Below are 18,970 nucleotides of genomic sequence, written 5' to 3' on the forward strand. Positions count from 1 at the left end.
AGGCGGGGCACTCCAAGTGTTCTTCCTGTCCGGCGATGAGATCAAGGTATACGTCAGCAACATGGATCTCGGCCACGAGGACCACCCCTCGGGCATGGCCTATCCCGAGCGCCCCGCCGCCAAGCCATAAGCCGTCACGCGGCAACACCCATCCTGCAACAAGAACCAAAGAGCTTATCCGTGCCCGTTGAACCCATGACCTCCGCCGTGTCCGGCCTGCAGCGTCTCCCGCGTACCCCCATGAATCACCTGAGCGCCGTGCTGCGCCGGCTCGCTGCGCTTGCCGTGGCGGGCTGGGTGCTGACCGGCTGTCAGTCGGTCGCCTCCACCGCGTCGCCATCACAGCCACAGAAGGCCAAGTCGTTCGCGTCCGGCATCACGGGCTACAACTTCACCAACGAAGGCGTGCAGTACTACGTCGTCGACGGCAATTACGGTTCGAACCTCCCGCCGTACGGAGGGGGCGGGGCAACGTCATGTTGCGTGCGAGTGCCCAGCCAATGGCAATCGGACCTCACCGTGAAGGTGGATTGGGTCATCGGGCACTACACGCAGCCTTGGGAAAAGCGTAAACACATGACGCTGGAGGAAGAGACAGCTTGTTGCTGGACGCAGCGCACCCTCAGCAAGACCGTGCCCATTGAGCGCTACGAAAAAGGCGGGGCACTCCAAGTGTTCTTCCTGCCCGGCGATGAGATCAAGGTCTACGTCAGCAACATGGATCTCGGCCACAAGGACCACCCCTCGGGCATGGCCTATCCCGAGCGCCCCGCCGCCAAGCCATAAGCCGTGACGCGGCAACACCCATCCTGCAACAAGAACCAAAGAGCTTATCCGTGCCCGTTGAACCCATGACCTCCGCCGTGTCCGGCCTGCAGCGTCTCCCGCGTACCCCCATGAATCACCTGAGCGCCTTGCTGCGCTGGCTCGCTGCGCTTGCCGTGGCGGGCTGGGTGCTGACCGGCTGTCAGTCGGTCGCCTCCACCGCGTCGCCATCACAGCCACAGAAGGCCAAGTCGTTCGCGTCCGGCATCACGGGCTACAACTTCACCAACGAAGGCGTGCAGTACTACGTCGTCGACGGCAATTACGGTTCGAACCTCCCGCCGTACGGAGGGGGCGGGGCAACGTCATGTTGCGTGCGAGTGCCCAGCCAATGGCAATCGGACCTCACCGTGAAGGTGGATTGGGTCATCGGGCACTACACGCAGCCTTGGGAGAAGCGTCAACACATGACGCTGGAGGAAGAGACAGCTTGTTGCTGGACGCAGCGCACCCTCACCAAGACCGTGCCCATTGAGCGCTACGGACCGGATGACGATGGGCTTCAAGTGTTCTTCCTGCCCGGCGACGAAATCAAGGTCTATGTCTCGGACTTGGGGCTCGGCCACGAGGACCACCCCTCGGGCATGGCCTATCCCGAGCGGCCCGCCACCAAGCCATAAGCCGTGACGCGGCAACACCCATCCTGCAACAAGAACCAAAGAGCTTATCCGTGCCCGTTGAACCCATGACCTCCGCCGTGTCCGGCCTGCAGCGTCTCCCGCGTACCCCCATGAATCGCCTGAGCGCCTTGCTGCGCTGGCTCGCTGCGCTTGCCGTGGCGGGCTGGGTGCTGACCGGCTGTCAGTCGGTCATCTCCACCGCGTCGCCATCGCAGCCACAGAAGGCCAAGTCGTTCGCGTCCGGCATCACAGGCTACAACTTCACCAACGAAGGGGTGCAAGAGTATTACGTCGACGGCAACTACGGCTCGAACCTTCGGTCTTACGGAGGCGGTGGTTCGACTTCATGCTGTGTGCGACTGCCCAGCCAATGGCAACCGGACCTCACCGTGAAGGTGGATTGGGTCATCGGGCACTGGACTACACCGTACGAGACACGCAAGCACCTCTCAGTCAGCGAGCAAGCCGCTTGCTGCTTTACCGAACGCACCCTCAGCAAGACCGTGTCCATCGAGCGCTACGAAAAAGGTGGGGCACTCCAAGTGTTCTTCCTGCCCGGCGACGAGATCAAGGTCTATGTCAGCAATATGGATCTCGGCCACGAGGACCACCCCTCGGGCATGGCCTATCCCGAGCGCCCCGCAGCCAAGCCATAAGCCGTCACGCGGCAACACCCAATGCAACAAGAACCAAGGGAGCCTTTCCATGCCAGTTGAACCCATGCCATCCGCCGTCTCCGGCCAGCGTCCGTTGACGCTCCAGGAGGAGATGCGCCGCGGCGCCGCCATGACCTGCATCGACTACAAGCAGCGCGAGAACCTGTGCGCCTCGATGATCTACGTGGGCATCTTCTTCGATGGCACCAACAACAACCGCGACCGCGACAAAGTTGAGGTGATGAAGAAGACGAACGATCCCAACCAGTGCTACCACAGCAACATCGCAGTGCTGTTTGAAACCCACAAGGACCATCCCAAGAACGGCTACCACCGCTACTACGTCCCCGGCGTGGGCACACCGTTCAAGGACATCGGAGAGCTGAAGGAGTCGCAGGACGGCAAGGCCAAGGCCAGCGGCGGCGACGCACGCATCAACTGGGCGCTGATCCAGTTAATCAACTCGATGCATCGAGAGATTCACGGGAAGCGGCTTATTGAAGAAGATGAAGTCGGCCGCCTCGCAACCAGCGCCCCCTTGCACGTCATGGGCCCCGGCGCCAACGTCGAGGGCAAGCGCGAATTCTTCCGTGGCGAGGACGGCAACGGCGGCAAGCTGGCCGAACTGGAGCGCGCCCTCAAGGCCCGCCCGCCCAAGAAGCTGTTGCAGGTCAACCTCTCCGTCTTCGGCTTCTCGCGCGGCGCGGCGCAGGCGCGGGCCTTCTGCCACTTCCTGCACGAAGCGCTCCTGAAAGTCGAGAACGTCGGCGGCAAGAAGGACTACACCCTTGCGGGCGTGGCGCTGCGCGTGCAGTTCCTGGGCCTGTTCGACACCGTGGCCTCCGTGGGCCTGGCCGACTCGTCGCCCTTCTGGCACGGCCTGGGCGGCTGGGCCAACGGCACCATGGACATCGCGCCCAACGTGGAGCGCACCCTGCATCTGGTGGCCGGTCACGAAATCCGCCAGAACTTCCCGCTCTCGTGCGGACGCACGGGCTCGCGCTACCCGAGCAACATCGCCGAGCGGGTTTATCCCGGCGCGCACTCGAATGTGGGCGGCGGCTATGCGCCAGGCGATCAGGGCAAGTCGATGGGCCAGCGCTCCAGGCTGCTGTCGCAGATTCCGCTCAACGACATGTACCGCGAAGCATTCATTGCGGGGGTGCCTCTCCTGTCGGAAGTCGAACTTCGAGCCAACGACGAAGGTAGTGCAATCGCCAACGACCTCAAGGTCGACCCCGAAACCGCCGAACTGTTCGACATCTACCGCCGCTGGAAACCCGTCGAAGCGGGCCTGGGCATCGAGGAGACGCTGAACGGGCACATGCGCAACTACTGGTTCTGGCGCCTGCGCTATCAGGACAAGCTCGACCTGGAGAGCGCCAAGCGTTCCTCAGATCAAGACCGCATCGACCTGGACGAAAGCAACGTGGACTTTCGCTCCGACGCCATGCAGGCGCACGCGCTGGACGAAAGCCATCGCAGGTTCACCCGCGAAGGGGGCGGCCAGAACCAGAGGCCCCAGCCGTTGAGCGAGGCCCAGCGCGAGTTTCTCAAGCTCGAACAGGAGTTCAAGCTCGCCCGCGGCGAAGTTCATCCGAAGGTCCACCGCTTCTTCGATGAATTGGTGCACGACTCGCACGCTTCGTTCTACATGATCGGCCCCATCACCCAGGCCGACCGTGACGAAAAGATCGCGCAGATCCAGCGCAAGGACGAACAGATCAAGGCGGCCCGCGAGGCGCGCGCCACCGCGATGCATCGTGGGAACACGCCCCCACCATGGCCGCCGCGCGAGGAGACGCTGTCAGACCTGGAGCAACGCATCCTGGCGTATCAAAAGACGCACCCCGGTGAATTCCCGTTGCTCACGGATGAGGATCGCGACGCCCTGCTGGCGCTGGAAGACTTCACCACGCGCGGCGCGGTTCGTCTTGTCACCCGGGGCACGCGCCGCGAACTGGGCGGGCACGTGCGCTTTCGGCGTGTGTTCGACAAGAGCTGAGGGGCGGCAATGACTTCAGATTCGAACACCTTTGACGCGCTGATCGCGGACCAGGCCCTGCTGCGGGAGGAGACGAACGACACGCCGATCGTCGATCTGCCCAAGACGATCCGCCTCGCGGTAGAGCCGCCCCGGGAGGCTCGTCTCGCCGCCGTCAAGGCGGCGGTCAATCCACTGCTCGAAGCGGCGCAGCCACTGATTCGCGTGCTGTGTGAAATGCCCAAGGAGCTCGATGCAACGCAGCTCGATGTGTTTCATCGACTGCTGACGCGTGAGGTCACCACCTTCCAGTCGATCTGCACCAGCGCGCAGATCAAGCACGAGCACATTGTGGCCGGCAGCTACGCGCTGTGCACCGCCATCGACGAAGCCGTCAATCGCACGGAATGGGGCGGCGGAGAAGGCGGCGCCACCGGCGTCTGGGCCGGACAACAGTTGGCCCAGGAGTTTCACAACGATGGACACGGTGGCCAAAAGGTCTTCCTGTTGATCGGCCGCCTGGCCGCCTCGCCGCAGGAGCACATCGATCTGATCGATCTGCTGTTCTTCATCCTGTCGCTGGGCTTCGAGGGCCGCTATCGCTCGCTCCCCAATGGCCGGCGCGATCACGATGCCATCCGTCACCGCCTCTACGAGATCGTGATGGCCGCGCGCGGCGAAGTGCCCCGCGACCTTTCGCCGCACTGGAAGGGGGTGGGCAGCGTGGGCAAGTTCCGGCTGCTGCGCACGGTGCCTGTATGGGTCACGGTATCGCTGCTGTCGCTGGTGCTGCTGGCGCAGTTCTCCTGGTACAAGTACCAGCTGGTGCAGAAGACCAATGAGGTGGAAACGGGTCTCCGCGCGATCGGCGCTTTGCGTCCGCCGCCCGCGCCGGTGCACAAGTCGCTGCGCCTGAAGGAATTGCTCGCGCCGGAAATCGCGCGCGGCACGGTGAGTGTGGAAGAGGACGTCGCGCACAGTGCCGTCAGCTTCAAGGGCGACGACATGTTCGTGCCCGGGCAAGCACAGGTGAACGCGAAGCTTGTGCAGACGATTGCCAAGGTGGCGAACGAGATCAACGAGGTCTCGGGCACGGTGCGGGTCGCGGGGCATTCGGACAACCGGCCGATCAAGACGCGCCAGTTCCCGGACAACCAGGCGCTGAGCGAGAAGCGCGCCGCCGCCGTGGCGGAGGTGCTCAAGACCAGCGGTGTGGCGTCGGAGCGCCTCGTGGTGGAGGGCAAGGGCGACACGCAGCCGGTGGCCGACAACATCACCGCTGCCGGCCGGGCGCGCCATCGACGGGTGGACATCGTGGTGACGCAGGGCGATCCACCCGCATCGGCAGCGCGCCGCATCGCAGTCGACATCGACTGAGGAGCAACCCAATAGGAGATCGCAGGTGGCGGTTATGGCGTAATCAACTTTGAGTAACTAAACTGCGCATCCAAACGAGGTGGTCCATGAAAGCACTCATCACAGCAGGCGCGATGGCGTTGATGTCCCTTGCAACATTTGGTGCCGACGCGCAGCCGACGCAAGACGCGATTGCCGCGGCGTTCAAGAAAGCCGACCCGGACAACGATGGCACGGTCAGCCGGGCTGAAGCGAGGAAGTTCGGCATCACCCGGGAGGCCTTCGAGCACGCGAATCCGGACAAGGACGGTACGCTCGACATCAAGGAGTTCCTCGCGGCCATCACCTATCAATTCAACAAGGCAAATCCCGACAAGGACAAGACGCTCGACCGCAAGGAAGCGGCGAAGGCCGGCATCAAGAGCAAAAAGACCTTCGACGCCGCAAACCCGGACAACGACGGGTCTCTCGACCTCGCGGAATATCTCCAGGCGCTGACGCTGAACGCGAAGTAGCTGTCAGGCCTCCCGCATCGAAGCGGTGGACGACCTCGCAGTTCAGTGGTCCACCAACCTATCGCGTGCCCCGCGACGCATGGAACCGGCGCAGTGAGATGCCAGGGATACCGCGGAACCGGCTTTGCCGGGCCGCTGGTATCGCCCCCTCAAGGGGGAGGCGCCGAAGGCGCTTCGGGGGTGGTTCATCTACCCGCGGAACCGGCTTTGCCGGGCCGCTGGTATCGCCCCCTGAGGGGGAGGCGCCGCAGGCGCTTCGGGGGTGGTTCAATTTCAGGCTTGGCGTCGCTCGCGCGCGGCATTGCGCAAGTCGCGGATCTGGTCGTGGTTGCGCTGTGCCCCGTCGGCCTGACGCTGCACGACGCTTCGCACGTCGGCGGGCAGGTTCTGTTTCAGCGCCTTGCGATAGCGGGCGACAGCGGTATCTTCACCGCGCTCGCACGATTCCAGGATCGACAACTCGCTATTCGCTCCGAGCGACCCCTTCACATGGACCCAGCCGCGATGCAGGGCGCCCGCCGCCGTCCCGCCCTCGGCGGGCTTGCCGCCGTATGCATGGATGAGTTGGACCAGTTCCGCTTCTGCGTGCCGGCAACCTTCGGCACGGCCCAGGAAAAGCTGCTTCGTGGCCGGTGTCTTCACTTCTTCCGCGCAGGCCAGAAAGCCGTAGCCGCCGTCGCGCGTGGTTTCGAGCAGATCGTTGAGCACGTCGACCACGTCGTCGTTGGAAAGCGGGTCCTCGTATTGCGGGCCCTCGGCGGCGTTGAAGTAGGTTCGATCGGCTCGCTCCCATGCGGCTCGCGTGGCATTGCGCGCCCGCGGCCAGTCGAGTTGAGAGCGGCCGCGGTCGGCTTCCCAACGGCTCGCAAGCGTCGGCTCGACGGCGTCGAAATCGCTTCCCAGCGTGCCGCGCCCGACATAGCCCAATTCGTAAGCGGGCCCGTAGTCCTCATAGCCCAGCCCTGATTGGTAGTAGGGCTCCTTGACGTAGCTCTCGCGCCAATAGGCTTCCTCGGCGGTCGGATTGACGTGTTCGCCCACTGCCTTGCCGCCCAGCCCGCCAGCCACCGCACCCGCCACCAGCCCGACGGCCGCTCCGACGGGTCCGGCCAATGCGCCTGCCGCCGCACCTGCCACCGCACCACCTGCCGCGCCTACGCCTGTTCCTACGGGATGCGCACCGGGCGTGCCCGTGATCGGGTCTCGATTTGCGTCGCGTGTTTCGGGAATGTCTCGAACATTGGCCATATTGATTCCTCGGTTGGTTGAAATACGCTGGCCTCGAGGCCGGCGCGTCAGACACAACCATGACCATGCGCACAGCCCTCCTTCGTCAGCGACATGAGGCGCCGCTTGTAGGCAATCCGGAAAGGAATTCGCGGTCCTTTTGTCATTTGACATAGGGGTGCCTGCCGGCTCGGACGCAAGCCTCAGGCGACTTCGCATTTGAAGATCGTGCGATGAATGCGGGCGGGCGGTGAATCGGTTTGGCGCTCGCCGGACTCCCAGCGCGCGATGACAGTGGCACCATGGCGTTCCGTTGGAAGCAGGAGAAATCCGGAATGGACTTCGTCGAACTTGTTTTTGGTGCCGGGCCGGACCTCGAGGTCTGGCAGATGTCGGCGCGTGCCGTGGTGATCTTCTTTTTCGCGCTGGCGCTGATCCGCACTTCGGGCCGACGGTCGTTCGGCCAGCACATCCCGTTCGACGCCTGCGTCAGCGTGCTGCTCGGCGCCGTGCTGAGTCGGGCGGTCGTCGGCGCCTCTCCGTTCTGGGCAACGGTTGCATCCGCGACGGTGCTGGTGCTCGCGCACCGAGGCGTGGCACTGGCATGCACGCGGTGGCAATGGGTCGAAAATCTCGTCGCGGGCCGCGAGATCGAAGTGGTGACCGACGGGCAAATCCACCCCGCGAAGATGCGCCAGGCACTCCTGACGCGGCAAAACCTCGACGCGGCCATTCGCCAAAGCCTGGGCCGGGAAAGCCTCGCAGACGTCAAGCGCGCGATCTTCGAAACAGACGGATCGGTGAGCGTGATCGGTAGGCCATAGAGGTCGGCCGTCATGGGTGTCATGGGTGTTGGCGACAACCTGAAGACCTGGGCCAGGCGAATCAAGCGCGACGGCGTGACGCTCTGGTTTGCGGGCAAGAACCCCCGGACGCCCTGGTATGCAAAGGCCCTGGGCATGTTCGTGGTGGCCTATGCGCTGAGTCCTGTCGACCTGATACCGGACTTCATCCCGGTGCTGGGCTACGTCGACGACGTCCTGCTGCTCCCGGGCCTGATCTGGTTGACCGTCAGGCTCCTGCCGCCTGAGGTGCTAGCCGAATGTCGCCGCCAGGCAGACGAGTGGATCGCAGCGAAGGGCTCGAAGCCCAGCAGCCGGGCCGGTGCAGTCCTCGTCGTCATGCTGTGGCTGGCCATTGGCGCGGCGGCATGGTGCTGGCTCAGGCCGCGTGCGTAGAACTGTTCGCGGCCACCCTGCGGAACCGGCTTTGCCGGGCCGCCGGGTGCGCCTCCTGGAGGCGCCGCAGGCGCCTCGGGGGTGTTTTCATTTCCCCCGCGGAGCCGGGCCGCCGGGTGCGCCCCCACTCGAGGGCCTCGAGGGGAGGCGCCGCAGGCGCTTCGGGGGTGTTTCATCCTCTAGTCGTATTTCAGGTACTTGAAGCGTGGATCGTCCGGTGTCCCTTCCAGCACGGCCCCCTCGACCGCGCCCGGTTGCCACATCACGACTTCCTCGATCTTCCTGGCAAGCTCGAAGTCTTTCTCGGTGATGCCCTTGGCAGCGTGGTTCATCAGCTTGACCGTCACGAAGGCGTAGGACACGGTCAAGTCAGGATGGTGCCAGGCGGCCTCGGCGAGGTGGCCCACGGTGTTGACCACCATCAGCGTGCCCTTCCAGCCGCTGGTCTTGAACTTGCGTCGGATCCAGCCGTCTTCCAGATACCATTTCGGCAGTTCCTCGGCGAGCCTCGCGGTGATCTCCTCGGGCGTGAACACCTCGGATGCGGATTTCTTGCGCCATTGGGTCATCTCGGTCTCCTTCAAAGTGGTGACTGACCGCCGATCCTATGGCGCCCGGGGGTCGCCAGGCGAATGGCGTTCTGGATAGCCGCGACATCGAGAGGAGTAGCCGAATGAACCGTGCCCAACGTTTCGCGATCCCGACCCTGCTCGCGCTGCTTTCTGCCTACGGCGTGACGAATGCCGCGGGTGCCGAGTTGTCGCTCGATCAGGTCACGGCCCTGTTGAAGGGCGCATCGCCGACCACCCCGGCGGACCTGGCCGGCAAGGACCTGTCGGACCTCGACCTGAGCCGACTCGACTTTCGCCATGCCAGGCTGCGCGGCACCAGTTTCTTCGGCAGCAAGCTGGTGCTGTCCGATTTTCGCGGCGCGAACCTGGAAGGCGCGAACCTGAACGGCGCCTGGTTGATGGGTACCGACTTCACCGGCGCCAACATGACCCGGGCCAGCCTGCTGTCGGTCGTGATCCTGGGTGGCGAGGTGAAGAAGATGCCGATCTTCAAGGGCGCCAACATGACCGGGGTCAAGATGATCGCGGACCTGCCCGGGGCCGATCTCTCCGGCGCCAACTTCAGCAACGCGGCCGTCGGCGTCAACATCAAGAACCAGGGGATGGGGCAGATGCGAACCGATCTGGCGGGCGCCAACCTCGCGGGGGCCACGCTCGCAGGCGCCGACTTCAACCGCTCGGTGATGAACTTCTGCAATCTCCGGGACAGCAACCTGCGCGGCGTCAACTTCTTTCTCGTCAGGCTGGCCGGCGCCGACCTCACCGGCGCGGACGTGGCCGGCGCCGACTTCACCGAAGCCGACCTGGACGGAACGATCTTTCGCGACGTGAAGGGTTTCGCCGAGGCCAAGGGACTCGACCGCGCGGTGAATCGCGACAAGATCGTTCGCTGAAACGCCGTGGCGCTGGCGATGTCCTTCAGGAGTACTCGTGCTCCCCGGGAATGAGCCCGTGCCGCAACGCCAGGTGCGCCATCGCGGCCGTGGTATTGACGCCCAGCTTGTCCTTGAGCAGGCTCTGCAGGTTCGAAACCGTCTTCTGGCTCAGGTGCAACACGTTGGCGCAGGTTGCCAGCGACTCGCCGCGCGACAACAGCCGGAACAGTTCGAACTCGCGCTGGGTCAGCGAATCGAAGGCCTGCGACTCGAAAGCGCTGTTGCGCAGCCGTTCGGCCAGCGCCGGGCTCAGGTAGCGGCGTCCGTAGCGCACGCTGTGGACGGCTTCGATCAGGCACTCCGGCGCGCTGCTCTTGGAAACGAAACCGAGCGCGCCGAGTTCGAGCGCGCGTTGCACCAGCAGGTTGGTGTCGTGCATGCTGAAGACCAATGTGCGCGCGCGTGGATCACGCTCGCGCAGGCGTCGAATCAACTCGAGCCCGCTGCTGCCCGGCATCGCGAGGTCGCTGATCGTGATCTCCGGTTCGTGGATGGCGAACTGGATGCAGGCTTCATCGACGCTGGCCGCCTGGGCAACGACCTTCATGTCCCCGTCCTGTTCCAGCAGGTGGCGGTACCCTGCCCGCACCACGGGATGGTCGTCGACCAGCAGGAGCCGGATCACGCCGCCTCCGCGTGAAGTTCCGCAACCAGAGGCAACTCCATGCGGATGCGCGTGCCCATACCGGGCGCGCTGTCGGCCTCGAACTTGCCGCCCAGCGCCGCGGCACGCTCGGTTGCGCCGAGCAGACCGAAGCCGCGCTCGGGCGACGTCACGCTGAAGCCGCGGCCATCGTCATCGACGCACAGGCTCAAGCCCTCCGCAGTCGCGGCCAGCTCGACGTTCACTCGCGTGGCATTGGCGTGCCGCACGACATTGGCCAGGGCTTCCTGGGTCACGCGATAGATCGTGGTGTCAATGGCCTCGCCGTGTTGACACAGATTGCCCCGGGAACGGAACAGGCATGGCACGCCGCTGCGCGTGGTCCAGTCCTCGCACAGCGACCGCATCGCAGGGACCAGGCCGAGTTGGTCGAGCTCCGCCGGCCGCAACCGGCGCACCAGGCGCCGCACGCCCACCTGCAGCGATTCGGCAGAGGCCGCGGCGCGCCGCGCAGCTTCTCCGATCTGCGGGAGTGAATTCGAGCGCTGGATGTAGGTGGCCTCGATGCGGATCGCGGTGCAATGCTGTGCGAATTCGTCATGAAGCTCGCGTGCCAGCGCCTGGCGTTCGCTGTCCTGCAGTGCGATCAGCTTCTGCGTGAGTTCGCGGTTCTTGGCAAGCAGGCGCGAAGCCTCCTGGCGCCGGCGCCGCGCATACCAGGCCAGGCCCAGCGACAGGGCCAGCAACGAGAACGGAACCTCGTCGACCTGCCAGGCCTCGCCGCGCGCCAGCACGGTGGCCAGGCGTTCCTGCAGTTCCAGCTTGCTGGAAAGCACGAAGGTGAGCACGGTCCCCAGCAGCACCCAGGCCAGGTCGAATCGCTCCGGGGTCCACGCACGCAGTCGCGGCAATCGCAGCAATCGCCATTCAGGTCTCATCGACATGTCTCCATTTGATCGCCGCCGAACCCGCCTGCGCCCCCGGACTCACCCGAGTGGCCGACATCGCGTGCATTCGTAGAATCGATTCGACGGCCGTCGTCGACACACCCGCAATGTTCATGCCCCATCCGACTGTGGCGCCCTTCGGTTCGTGGTCATCACCGATCACGGCCGAGCTGGTGGCAAGCGCAACGATCAACCTGGTCGACGTGCTGCTCGACGGCAGCGACGTGTACTGGGTCGAGGCCAGGCCGCAGGAAGCCGGACGCCATGTGCTGGTTCGGCACACCGTGGATGGAACGTCCCGAAATGTCACACCCGCCTCTTGTTCCGCGCGGACGCGGGTGCACGAATACGGCGGCGCCGCAGTGGTCGTTGCCGGCGGCACCAGCTACTTCAGCGACTTCCCGGACCAGCGGCTGTACCGACTCGAACGCGGCGGCGTCCCGGTGCCCCTGACGCCGGCGCCAACCTCGGGCCAGCCCCTCGCCGCACTCCGGTACGCCGACGGCCAGGTCGACACGAACCGCCACCTGTGGATCGGCGTGCGCGAGGATCATCGGGCACCCGGCGAGGAGGCAACCAACACGATCGTGGCGCTGGATGCGGCTTCCGAAGGCGCCGGGACCGTGCTGGTCGAGGGCAATGATTTCTACGCTTCGCCGCGGCTCAGCCCGGACGGTCGCCGGCTTGCCTGGCTCGCGTGGGACCACCCGCAGATGCCGTGGGTTGGCACCGAGCTCTGGGTCGCGGATTTCGACGGCGCTTCGGTGCGGAACGCGACCCGCATCGCCGGCGGTCCCGGCGAATCCGTGTTCCAGCCGGAGTGGTCGCCCGATGGCGTCCTCTACTTCGTGTCGGATCGCTCCGGGTGGTGGAACCTCCATCGCTGCGAAGCGGACGGACTCGCCGTCAATGTGTGCCCGACGGCGGCGGAATTCGGCCGGCCGCAATGGGTTCTCGGGATATCGACATACGCCTTTCTCTCCGCGAAGCAAGCGGTCTGCAGCTATATCGAGGGCGGCATCGGCAAGCTCGCGCTGCTGGATCTCGACAGCGGCAGGCTGACAGTGTTCGAGCTGCCCTTCACCGACTTTTCCTCGGTTCGCGCGCAAGGCGGAAAAGTGGCATTCAAGGCCGGAGGGCCGACGCTTGCAAACGCCATCGTCGTGCTGGATCCGCTGACCGGCCAGGCCACCGTGATCCGAAAGTCCGATGCACTCGCCGACGATCCCGCGATCCATCGGCACTTCTCCGTTCCCCAGCCCATCGAGTTTCCAACGCCGCGCGGCCGGACGGCTTTCGGCCTCTTCTATCCGCCGACGAACGCCGACCATGTGGCACCCGACGGGGAATTGCCGCCACTCCTGGTCAAGTGCCACGGTGGACCGACCTCGTCGGCATCGAGCACGCTCGACCTGCGCACGCAGTACTGGACCAGCCGGGGCGTCGCCGTGGTCGATGTGGACTACGGCGGAAGCACCGGCTACGGCCGCGCGTTCCGCGAGCGCCTGCACCGGATGTGGGGCGTCGTGGACGTCGAGGACTGCGCCGCCGCCGCGCGCCACCTGGTCGACAGGGGATGGGTCGATCCAGGGCGAATCGTGATCACCGGCAACAGTGCGGGAGGCTTCACCGCGCTGGCTTGCCTGACCGCCGGCGATCCGGCGGTTCGCGGGATGTTCCAGGCCGGTAGCAGCCACTACGGCGTGAGCGACCTGGAGGCGCTGGCCCGGGACACGCACAAGTTCGAGTCCCGGTACCTGGACTGGCTGGTCGCGCCGTACACGGAGGCCGGCGATCCCCTCGCGCAAGCCACCCATCGCAAGGTCTACGGCGACCGCTCCCCGGTTCGCAACGCCGGCCGGCTGGCCGCGCCGGTCGCTTTCTTCCAGGGTGCCCAGGACAAGATCGTCCCGCCCAGCCAGACCGAACTGATGGTCACTGCATTGCGCGAAAAGGGGATCACCGCGCAATACCTGCTGTTCGCGGGCGAGCAGCACGGCTTTCGGCAAGCCATGAACATCCAGTGGGCGCTGGAGGCGGAGTTCTACTTCTACAGCACCCTGGTGTTCCGGCGCCGGAACAGCAGCGGGCCTGCATAGCGCGCCAGCAGCAGGCCCAGCGCAAGCGCCGCCAGCGCGGCGCGTCCGCTCGCCCGGGCCTGCACCGGCCGGGCCAGTCCGGGCGCCATCAATGCACCTGCCAGCCGCTCGGGCGATTGCATGCGGACGAAGGCCAGGCCCTGCTCCCCGGCCAGCAAGCGCAGATAGCTTTCGCGCAGCGCCGACAGGTGCTCCAGCCCCGGCGTGGCGCCCAGCATGGGCGCGGCCAGGCCCGCACGATCGTCCACCATCGCTTCGTCGCGGACGCTGGCGCCGCGTCCCTGGTTGCGCGGACTCGTCTGCATCACCTCGTCGGCACGCCAGAAGCCCAGCGGCCGGCCTTGCGGGTCGCTCTTCGGGATCGGCGACGGCAGCAGGTCTCCCACGCCGACGATCAGCCCGCGCACGTCGCCGGGCTTGTCGTCGAAGGGCGGGCGGTAGTGCGGATCCAGCGGCGGCGCTTCCTGGCCGTCGGTGATGAAGACCAGCGACGGCTGGCCGGGCAACTGCTTCGCAATGCCGATCGCACTGTGCAAGCCCTTGGCAATCTCGCTGTTGCCGGACCAGGCCATGCGGGTATCGATCCTCGACAGCGTCGAGCGCAGTTCGCTCAGGTTGGCGCAGACCTCGACCGGCGTGAGCAGCAGCAGCGCCCGGTACTCGGTGAATATCGCCCAGCCGACCTTCGAGCCGCACGGCAATTGCAGCAGCGACCGTCCCAGCGCATGCTTGGCGGCGGCCAGCCGCGAGGCCGGCCGGCCTTCGATCTGCTCGTCGGTGACGTTCATGCTCTGCGTCACGTCGAGCACGATCACGTGGTCGACGAGCAATTGCTCGGTCATCACACCCGGATCGAGCAGGCCGGCGCCAAGCGCCAGGGCGGCCGCGCCGAGCAGCCAGCGATCCGCGCCGTGCGGCCACGCGGGCAACCACTGGGGCAACCCATGCCGCCGCGTCATGGCAGTCCCGGCGAAAAGCCGCGCATCGTGGTGGCCGCACGCTCGGCATCGCGCCGGTTTTCGGGCGGTGCGGCGTCCATCTCGTCGGGATCGGGCAGAAGCCGCTGGGCGCGCTCCAGGTTGTAGCGCGCATCCCAGTTCTGCGGATCGACCCGCAGCACGTCGCGATAGGTTTCCTTGGCCAGTTCGATCAACGCGATCGCCTTGCCGGGTTCGGCGCCGGCGCGCACCACGACGGCCTGGCGCATCAGCAGGTTGGCGCTGTTGTAGCGGGCCGCCAGGCCCAGATCCGAATCGCCGTCGAGACTGCGATACAGGTGCAGGGCCTGTTCGCCGGCGCCGCTCTCCGCCTGCGCCGACGCCCGCGCGAACTGCACCTGCGGCGGCACGCTTTCGCCCTCGGCCGGCAGCGTGCCGGAGGTGATCGCTTCATTCCACCGAGACTGCCGCCAGGCATGCGCGCCATCGATCGCCGCGGCAATGGCAAGCGCCGCAAGCAGGCCCAGTACAAGGTGCGTGCGCCGCCGCGAGTTCAGGCCCATCGCCGGACCTCCACCAGGCTGGCCGCCAGGAGCAGCAGGATGCAGGCGAATGCGAGGCCCAGCACCGGCGACGCCAGTTCTCGCCTGGGCTCCGTGTCGAGGTAGGTGATGGGCAGGTTCTGCAGGCGATCCACGGCTTCGATGGCCTTGCGCAGCGCCTCGGGATCGCTGGCTTCGTAGGCACGGTAGGAGACTCCGATCGATTCGAAGAACCGATGCAGGGCGTATTCCGGCACCACATCGGCGTTCTCAGCCGCTTCACCCTGGGCCAGGACGAGCCCCGGGCTGTTGGCCGAGCGCAGGTACAGCCAGTAGATTGCGACGCGGTGCTTGCGTGCCGCATAGGCGATGCGATCCTTGACGCCGGGTTCGATCCGGTCGCCGCCGTCCGACACCAGCATGACGATGCGCGAACCGGTATATGGCTGGTCGTCGAAGGACGACAGCGCCAGTTCCATCGCGAGCCCGATGTTGGTCTCGGACAGGCCGCGCCCGATGTCGCCGGCCGCGATGGCGGCCTGAACCACGTCGTTCTTCTGCGTGAACTCCAGCACCCGGATGGGCAGTGTGCTGAAGACGATCATGCCGAACCGGTCATCGGGCCGCTTGGCGGTGAACTCGGACAACATTTGCCGCGCAACCTTGCCCTTGGACTCGCGCAGCCGACCCGGTGACTGGCTGAAATAGAAGTCGATCGCCTCGGGGCCGGTGCCCTTCATTCCGGGAGGGCGGGCGCCGGCGAAGCCCTGGTCCATGCTGCGGCTCCGGTCCAGCACCAGCACGATCTCGGCGCCCTTGCCGATGCGTTTCACGTCGTACTCCGGCCGGTAGGGGCCAGCCAGCCCGACGACGAGCGCCGCGAGCGCGAGGGCACCCAGGATGCGCAGCGCCCAGCCCATGATCTCCGAGGGGCGGTCCCTCGGCGTCCAGGCAGCCCAGGCATTGGCGAGCGCGCCGCCCGGCTGCCCGAGCAGCGGCAGCATTGCCAGCGGCAACGCCCACAACAGCCAGGGATGGTCGAAGTTCACTTCAGCCCCCACGCTCTGCATCGCGGCAACGGCGGCAGAACTCGACGACCCATTGGCGGTCGGCCGTAGTGCTTCTCTCATCGCCAAAGAACTCGCGCCGCGACTGCTGGAAGAAGGTGGCCAGATCCTCGCGCAAGGGCCCGAAGCGCGGGCGCGCAGCCACGAAGCGGTCGACCCCTTGCTCGAAGACGACCTCGCCCATCGTGCGGTTCAAGGCATCGTGCAGGCGCTGGAAAGCGGCTCGCCATTGCGGATCCGGACTGTCCGGTGTCAGCCCGCGCAATGCGCGCCAGGCCTGCAGGAAAGGCCGATGCGCGCGTGCCCACCACGGCAGGCCGATGTAGACGTGGGCGAGCCAGGCCAGCAGCACCAGCGCGACACCGCCGTAGGCCATGAGGCGCCAGCGGGCGGCTCGGGTATCGATCAGCAGAGGAGCCGCGTCGGGCTGCAGTTCGCCGAGTCCACGCCGGGGAGAAACGTCCTCGGGCACGAGCGGCGACACGGTCACCGGCCAGGCTTCGACGCGTATCTCCTGTTCGCGCGGCTCGCCGTGGAAACGCAGGACGAAGCCCGGCATTTCGAGGGTGCGCGGCTGCGGCGGTGAAAGGAACACCTGGTAGGTGAGCCTGAATTCGAGGCGACGCCCGCCGGACACGCCACTGTCGAGGCGCGCGACGCTGCGCAGTTCCAGCGCGTTGCCGCGCACGCCCGGCTGGGGCACGCTCGATTCGTCGAGCACCAGGCCGTCCGGCGCGTCCACCGTGACCGAGCGCGAGACCAGGTCGCCGACCTGGTAGCCGAAGGCCCTCGGCTCGCTGAACGCAGCGTCCAGCTGCATTGCGGCGAGCGCGCCGGCGCACGCCGCCCATGCGGCCAATCCCACCATCACCCCGCGGAAGCCGCGTCGGCGGGCACACGGCACGCGCCCAAGGGTGATCATGGCCGGCTCAGGCATGAAAGTACCTCGTCACGGCGTCGGCATCGAAGCCGCCCTCCATGAACAGCGGCTTGAGCCGATGCGCGCTGAAGACCTGCAGGAGCGCATCGCGGCGCCGCGCCCGGGCCGCCATCCACTTGTCGCGGAGGGCGGGCCGCCACCACACCGTCCGCACGGCGCCGGTTTCCGGGTCGCTGACACGCGCCAGGCCGCGTCGCGCGCTCAAGCCGAACTCCTGCGGCTCCCACAGCACCACCGGCACCAGATCGTGCTGCACCAGCGAGGCCAGCACGGCATCGACCTGCGGCAACGGCAGGTGGAAATCGGAAACCAGGAACACGAGCGAACGCTGCCGGCCCAGGTAGAGATGCGCCCGAGACAGCGCCTGCGCCGAGCGCCCTTCGGGCTGCAGCGTGCGAAGCGCATCGGCCAGCGCAGTCCCCACACCACGCGCGCGCGTCGGCGGCAGCAGCAGGTCTTCGCGGACCTTGTCGTCGCAACCGACGAAGCCGAAGCTGTCGCCGGTGCGCCAGGCCGACCAGGCCAGGCTGTCGACGAACTCGGCCACCACGTCGAGCTTGCGGCGCGCCCCAGCAAAGCCCATCGACGCCGAGAGGTCGACCACCATCGACACCGCGATCGACTTGCGCTGGCTGTAGACCCTGACGATCCAGCCGCCGAAGGGGTCGCGCAGGCTGGCATGCAGGTCGAGCCGGCGCGGGTCCGGCGCGTCGAGCAGCGACGCATGGCCGCGAAACTCGAAGCCGCTGTCGCCGCGCGGGCTGCGGTGATGGCCCGGAAAGTGTCCCAGGGCCGGCGCACCGATCCGGTAGTGAAGCTCGCGCACCGCGGGCGCCTGCGTCATTCGCGTCGCTCCTTCGGCCGACCGGCCCGCCTCGTTCACGGCGCCGCCACGCTCGAAAGGATGGCGCTCATCAAGCGGCCCGAGATCTCCTGGCGCCGCAATTCGTAGACCGGCTGGTAGCACAGCCGATGTGCGATGGCTTCGACGAACACCGCCTGCACGTCCTCGGGCGTGACGTAGCCGCGGCCATCGAGCCAGGCCGCGACGCGGGCGGCCTGCAGCAACATGCTCATGCCGCGCGGGCTGGCACCTGCGAGCATCAACTGGGCGGCGTCGAGGTCCGGCAGCCGCACACCATATTCGGCGGGCGTCGCCGTCGCGCGCCACAGCGCCAGCGCGTAGGCCTGCAACGCGTCGGACGCCTGGACGCCGCGCTGGATCATTTCCGAGACCTGGTTGAGTTCCGCGTGGGCGACCAGTGCGGGGGCGAGCGCGCCGACGAGCCGGTCGCTGTCGTGGTAGCGCGGGTCGAACATCAACTGGCGCCGCTCGGCATCGCCCGCGGGCGCATCGATGGTCACTTCCAGCATGAACCGGTCGCGCGCCGCCGCCGAGATCTCGAAGGTCTCTTCGCGCTCGACCCGGTTGCGGTCGGCGAACACCAGCAGGTGCGGGAAGCGGAACTCGCGATTGAATGCCGACACGCTGCGCTCGGCCATCACCCGCAGCAACAGCGAATGCACCTGGGGTCGTGCCCGGTTGATCTCGTTGAAGAAGAAGATCGCCAGATCCTCGCCGTGCCGGATCAACGGCCCGGGCTCGACCGCCGGCCTGCCCTCGGCGCTGATGTAGGTGTAGTAGACGAGGTCGTTGGGCATCAGGTCGATGGTGCCCTCGATGCGGGCGAAGTCGCCTCCCAGCACCCGCGCAAAGGCGCGCAGCAGCGTCGTCTTGCCGACGCCGACATCCCCTTGCAGCAGCACGTGGCCGCGTGCGAAGACGGCAGTGGTGATCAGGCGGATCGCGCGCGCCTGTCCGATCACCGCCTTGGCAACTTCGGTTTCGAGGACCAGCGCGCGTTGGCGCCAGTCGCTCATCAGGGCATCGTCCCGGTCCATTCG

The 18,970-nt window shown here is 66.5% G+C and carries 20 protein-coding genes; 10 read left to right on the plus strand and 10 right to left on the minus strand.

All coding sequences use genetic code 11. From position 1 onward, the window contains the following. Positions 1–180 precede the first annotated feature (180 nt). From WKW80_RS12245 to WKW80_RS12270, 6 genes are all read left to right on the plus strand, one after another. Positions 181–786 carry a Tli1a family immunity protein gene (locus WKW80_RS12245; RefSeq protein WP_340363840.1) on the plus strand — a complete coding sequence of 202 codons (606 nt, stop codon included), beginning with the start codon at positions 181–183 and terminating at the stop codon, positions 784–786. A 50-nt stretch (positions 787–836) separates the two neighbouring features. Then, entirely contained in the window at positions 837–1,445 is a 609-nt protein-coding gene (locus tag WKW80_RS12250; protein WP_340363841.1) for a Tli1a family immunity protein, read from the plus strand. Positions 1,446–1,495: 50 nt separating this feature from the next. After that, positions 1,496–2,101, plus strand: coding sequence for a Tli1a family immunity protein (locus tag WKW80_RS12255; protein ID WP_340363842.1), 606 nt, complete (start codon positions 1,496–1,498; stop codon positions 2,099–2,101). 49 nt (positions 2,102–2,150) lie between these two features. Further along, on the plus strand, positions 2,151–4,106 hold the full coding sequence (locus WKW80_RS12260) for a T6SS phospholipase effector Tle1-like catalytic domain-containing protein (RefSeq protein WP_340363843.1): 1,956 nt from the start codon (positions 2,151–2,153) through the stop codon (positions 4,104–4,106). 9 nt (positions 4,107–4,115) lie between these two features. Beyond that, positions 4,116–5,462 (plus strand): type VI secretion system protein TssL, long form, encoded by a 1,347-nt coding sequence (tssL, locus tag WKW80_RS12265; protein ID WP_340363844.1) that lies wholly within the window; start codon positions 4,116–4,118, stop codon positions 5,460–5,462. Between the two features lie 86 nt (positions 5,463–5,548). Continuing rightward, entirely contained in the window at positions 5,549–5,956 is a 408-nt protein-coding gene (locus WKW80_RS12270) for an EF-hand domain-containing protein (protein WP_340363845.1), read from the plus strand. A gap of 273 nt (positions 5,957–6,229) precedes the next feature. Here the strand turns inward: WKW80_RS12270 and WKW80_RS12275 are convergent, their stop codons facing one another. Then, on the minus strand, positions 6,230–7,204 hold the full coding sequence (locus tag WKW80_RS12275; protein ID WP_340363846.1) for a ferritin-like domain-containing protein: 975 nt from the start codon (positions 7,202–7,204) through the stop codon (positions 6,230–6,232). A 314-nt stretch (positions 7,205–7,518) separates the two neighbouring features. Between WKW80_RS12275 and WKW80_RS12280 the strand changes: the two genes are divergently transcribed. Then, positions 7,519–8,007, plus strand: coding sequence for a DUF421 domain-containing protein (locus WKW80_RS12280; protein ID WP_340363847.1), 489 nt, complete (start codon positions 7,519–7,521; stop codon positions 8,005–8,007). Positions 8,008–8,028: 21 nt separating this feature from the next. Next, complete coding sequence (locus tag WKW80_RS12285) at positions 8,029–8,421, plus strand: YkvA family protein (RefSeq protein ID WP_340364160.1); 393 nt, start codon at positions 8,029–8,031, stop codon at positions 8,419–8,421. Positions 8,422–8,600: 179 nt separating this feature from the next. Here the strand turns inward: WKW80_RS12285 and WKW80_RS12290 are convergent, their stop codons facing one another. Continuing rightward, complete coding sequence (locus WKW80_RS12290) at positions 8,601–8,990, minus strand: 4a-hydroxytetrahydrobiopterin dehydratase (RefSeq protein ID WP_340363848.1); 390 nt, start codon at positions 8,988–8,990, stop codon at positions 8,601–8,603. 104 nt (positions 8,991–9,094) lie between these two features. On the opposite strand from WKW80_RS12290, the gene WKW80_RS12295 reads away from it, so the two are divergent. Then, complete coding sequence (locus tag WKW80_RS12295; protein WP_340363849.1) at positions 9,095–9,886, plus strand: pentapeptide repeat-containing protein; 792 nt, start codon at positions 9,095–9,097, stop codon at positions 9,884–9,886. Positions 9,887–9,911: 25 nt separating this feature from the next. On the opposite strand, the gene WKW80_RS12300 is transcribed toward WKW80_RS12295, so the two are convergent. Together WKW80_RS12300 and WKW80_RS12305 are read right to left on the minus strand one after the other, a co-directional pair. Next, a complete protein-coding gene (locus WKW80_RS12300) occupies positions 9,912–10,553 on the minus strand; it encodes a response regulator (protein ID WP_340363850.1) in 642 nt (213 codons plus the stop codon). Then, the gene (locus tag WKW80_RS12305) at positions 10,550–11,470 is read right to left on the minus strand and encodes a sensor histidine kinase (protein WP_340363851.1); all 921 of its coding nucleotides are present in this window, start codon (positions 11,468–11,470) and stop codon (positions 10,550–10,552) included. The genes WKW80_RS12300 and WKW80_RS12305 overlap by 4 nt, the downstream gene beginning before the upstream one ends. Before the next feature lie 122 nt (positions 11,471–11,592). On the opposite strand from WKW80_RS12305, the gene WKW80_RS12310 reads away from it, so the two are divergent. Further along, positions 11,593–13,578: a S9 family peptidase gene (locus WKW80_RS12310; protein ID WP_340363852.1), complete on the plus strand. Its 1,986-nt coding sequence runs from the start codon at positions 11,593–11,595 to the stop codon at positions 13,576–13,578. Here WKW80_RS12310 and WKW80_RS12315 read toward each other — a convergent pair. The 6 genes from WKW80_RS12315 to WKW80_RS12340 are packed head-to-tail and all read right to left on the minus strand — an operon-like array spanning position 13,530 to position 18,967. Continuing rightward, a complete protein-coding gene (locus tag WKW80_RS12315; RefSeq protein ID WP_340363853.1) occupies positions 13,530–14,537 on the minus strand; it encodes a vWA domain-containing protein in 1,008 nt (335 codons plus the stop codon). The two genes, WKW80_RS12310 and WKW80_RS12315, sit on opposite strands and share 49 nt — an antisense overlap. After that, positions 14,534–15,079: an MxaK protein gene (locus WKW80_RS12320; RefSeq protein ID WP_340363854.1), complete on the minus strand. Its 546-nt coding sequence runs from the start codon at positions 15,077–15,079 to the stop codon at positions 14,534–14,536. Before WKW80_RS12320 ends, WKW80_RS12315 begins: the two co-directional genes overlap by 4 nt. Beyond that, positions 15,070–16,107 carry a vWA domain-containing protein gene (locus WKW80_RS12325; protein WP_340363855.1) on the minus strand — a complete coding sequence of 346 codons (1,038 nt, stop codon included), beginning with the start codon at positions 16,105–16,107 and terminating at the stop codon, positions 15,070–15,072. The genes WKW80_RS12320 and WKW80_RS12325 overlap by 10 nt, the downstream gene beginning before the upstream one ends. A gap of 1 nt (position 16,108) precedes the next feature. Next, positions 16,109–17,062: a hypothetical protein gene (locus tag WKW80_RS12330; protein ID WP_340363856.1), complete on the minus strand. Its 954-nt coding sequence runs from the start codon at positions 17,060–17,062 to the stop codon at positions 16,109–16,111. Beyond that, a complete protein-coding gene (locus WKW80_RS12335) occupies positions 17,055–17,909 on the minus strand; it encodes a DUF58 domain-containing protein (protein ID WP_340363857.1) in 855 nt (284 codons plus the stop codon). Before WKW80_RS12335 ends, WKW80_RS12330 begins: the two co-directional genes overlap by 8 nt. A gap of 35 nt (positions 17,910–17,944) precedes the next feature. Then, positions 17,945–18,967, minus strand: coding sequence for an AAA family ATPase (locus tag WKW80_RS12340; RefSeq protein WP_340363858.1), 1,023 nt, complete (start codon positions 18,965–18,967; stop codon positions 17,945–17,947). Positions 18,968–18,970: the final 3 nt, after the last annotated feature.

It is taken from the genome of Variovorax humicola (assembly GCF_037889915.1).
GTDB classification, from domain to species: domain Bacteria; phylum Pseudomonadota; class Gammaproteobacteria; order Burkholderiales; family Burkholderiaceae_C; genus Variovorax; species Variovorax humicola.

What these genes read in the sequence shown, in the direction of transcription:
- WKW80_RS12260 (WP_340363843.1), top strand. Translation starts at nt 2,151, where the DNA reads ATGCCAGTTGAACCCATGCCATCCGCCGTCTCCGGCCAGCGTCCGTTG.
- tssL (WP_340363844.1), top strand. Translation starts at nt 4,116, where the DNA reads ATGACTTCAGATTCGAACACCTTTGACGCGCTGATCGCGGACCAGGCC.
- WKW80_RS12270 (WP_340363845.1), top strand. Translation starts at nt 5,549, where the DNA reads ATGAAAGCACTCATCACAGCAGGCGCGATGGCGTTGATGTCCCTTGCA.
- WKW80_RS12275 (WP_340363846.1), bottom strand. Translation starts at nt 7,204, where the DNA reads ATGGCCAATGTTCGAGACATTCCCGAAACACGCGACGCAAATCGAGAC.
- WKW80_RS12280 (WP_340363847.1), top strand. Translation starts at nt 7,519, where the DNA reads ATGGACTTCGTCGAACTTGTTTTTGGTGCCGGGCCGGACCTCGAGGTC.
- WKW80_RS12285 (WP_340364160.1), top strand. Translation starts at nt 8,029, where the DNA reads ATGGGTGTTGGCGACAACCTGAAGACCTGGGCCAGGCGAATCAAGCGC.
- WKW80_RS12290 (WP_340363848.1), bottom strand. Translation starts at nt 8,990, where the DNA reads ATGACCCAATGGCGCAAGAAATCCGCATCCGAGGTGTTCACGCCCGAG.
- WKW80_RS12295 (WP_340363849.1), top strand. Translation starts at nt 9,095, where the DNA reads ATGAACCGTGCCCAACGTTTCGCGATCCCGACCCTGCTCGCGCTGCTT.
- WKW80_RS12305 (WP_340363851.1), bottom strand. Translation starts at nt 11,470, where the DNA reads ATGAGACCTGAATGGCGATTGCTGCGATTGCCGCGACTGCGTGCGTGG.
- WKW80_RS12310 (WP_340363852.1), top strand. Translation starts at nt 11,593, where the DNA reads ATGCCCCATCCGACTGTGGCGCCCTTCGGTTCGTGGTCATCACCGATC.
- WKW80_RS12315 (WP_340363853.1), bottom strand. Translation starts at nt 14,537, where the DNA reads ATGACGCGGCGGCATGGGTTGCCCCAGTGGTTGCCCGCGTGGCCGCAC.
- WKW80_RS12320 (WP_340363854.1), bottom strand. Translation starts at nt 15,079, where the DNA reads ATGGGCCTGAACTCGCGGCGGCGCACGCACCTTGTACTGGGCCTGCTT.
- WKW80_RS12330 (WP_340363856.1), bottom strand. Translation starts at nt 17,062, where the DNA reads ATGCCTGAGCCGGCCATGATCACCCTTGGGCGCGTGCCGTGTGCCCGC.
- WKW80_RS12335 (WP_340363857.1), bottom strand. Translation starts at nt 17,909, where the DNA reads ATGACGCAGGCGCCCGCGGTGCGCGAGCTTCACTACCGGATCGGTGCG.
- WKW80_RS12340 (WP_340363858.1), bottom strand. Translation starts at nt 18,967, where the DNA reads ATGGACCGGGACGATGCCCTGATGAGCGACTGGCGCCAACGCGCGCTG.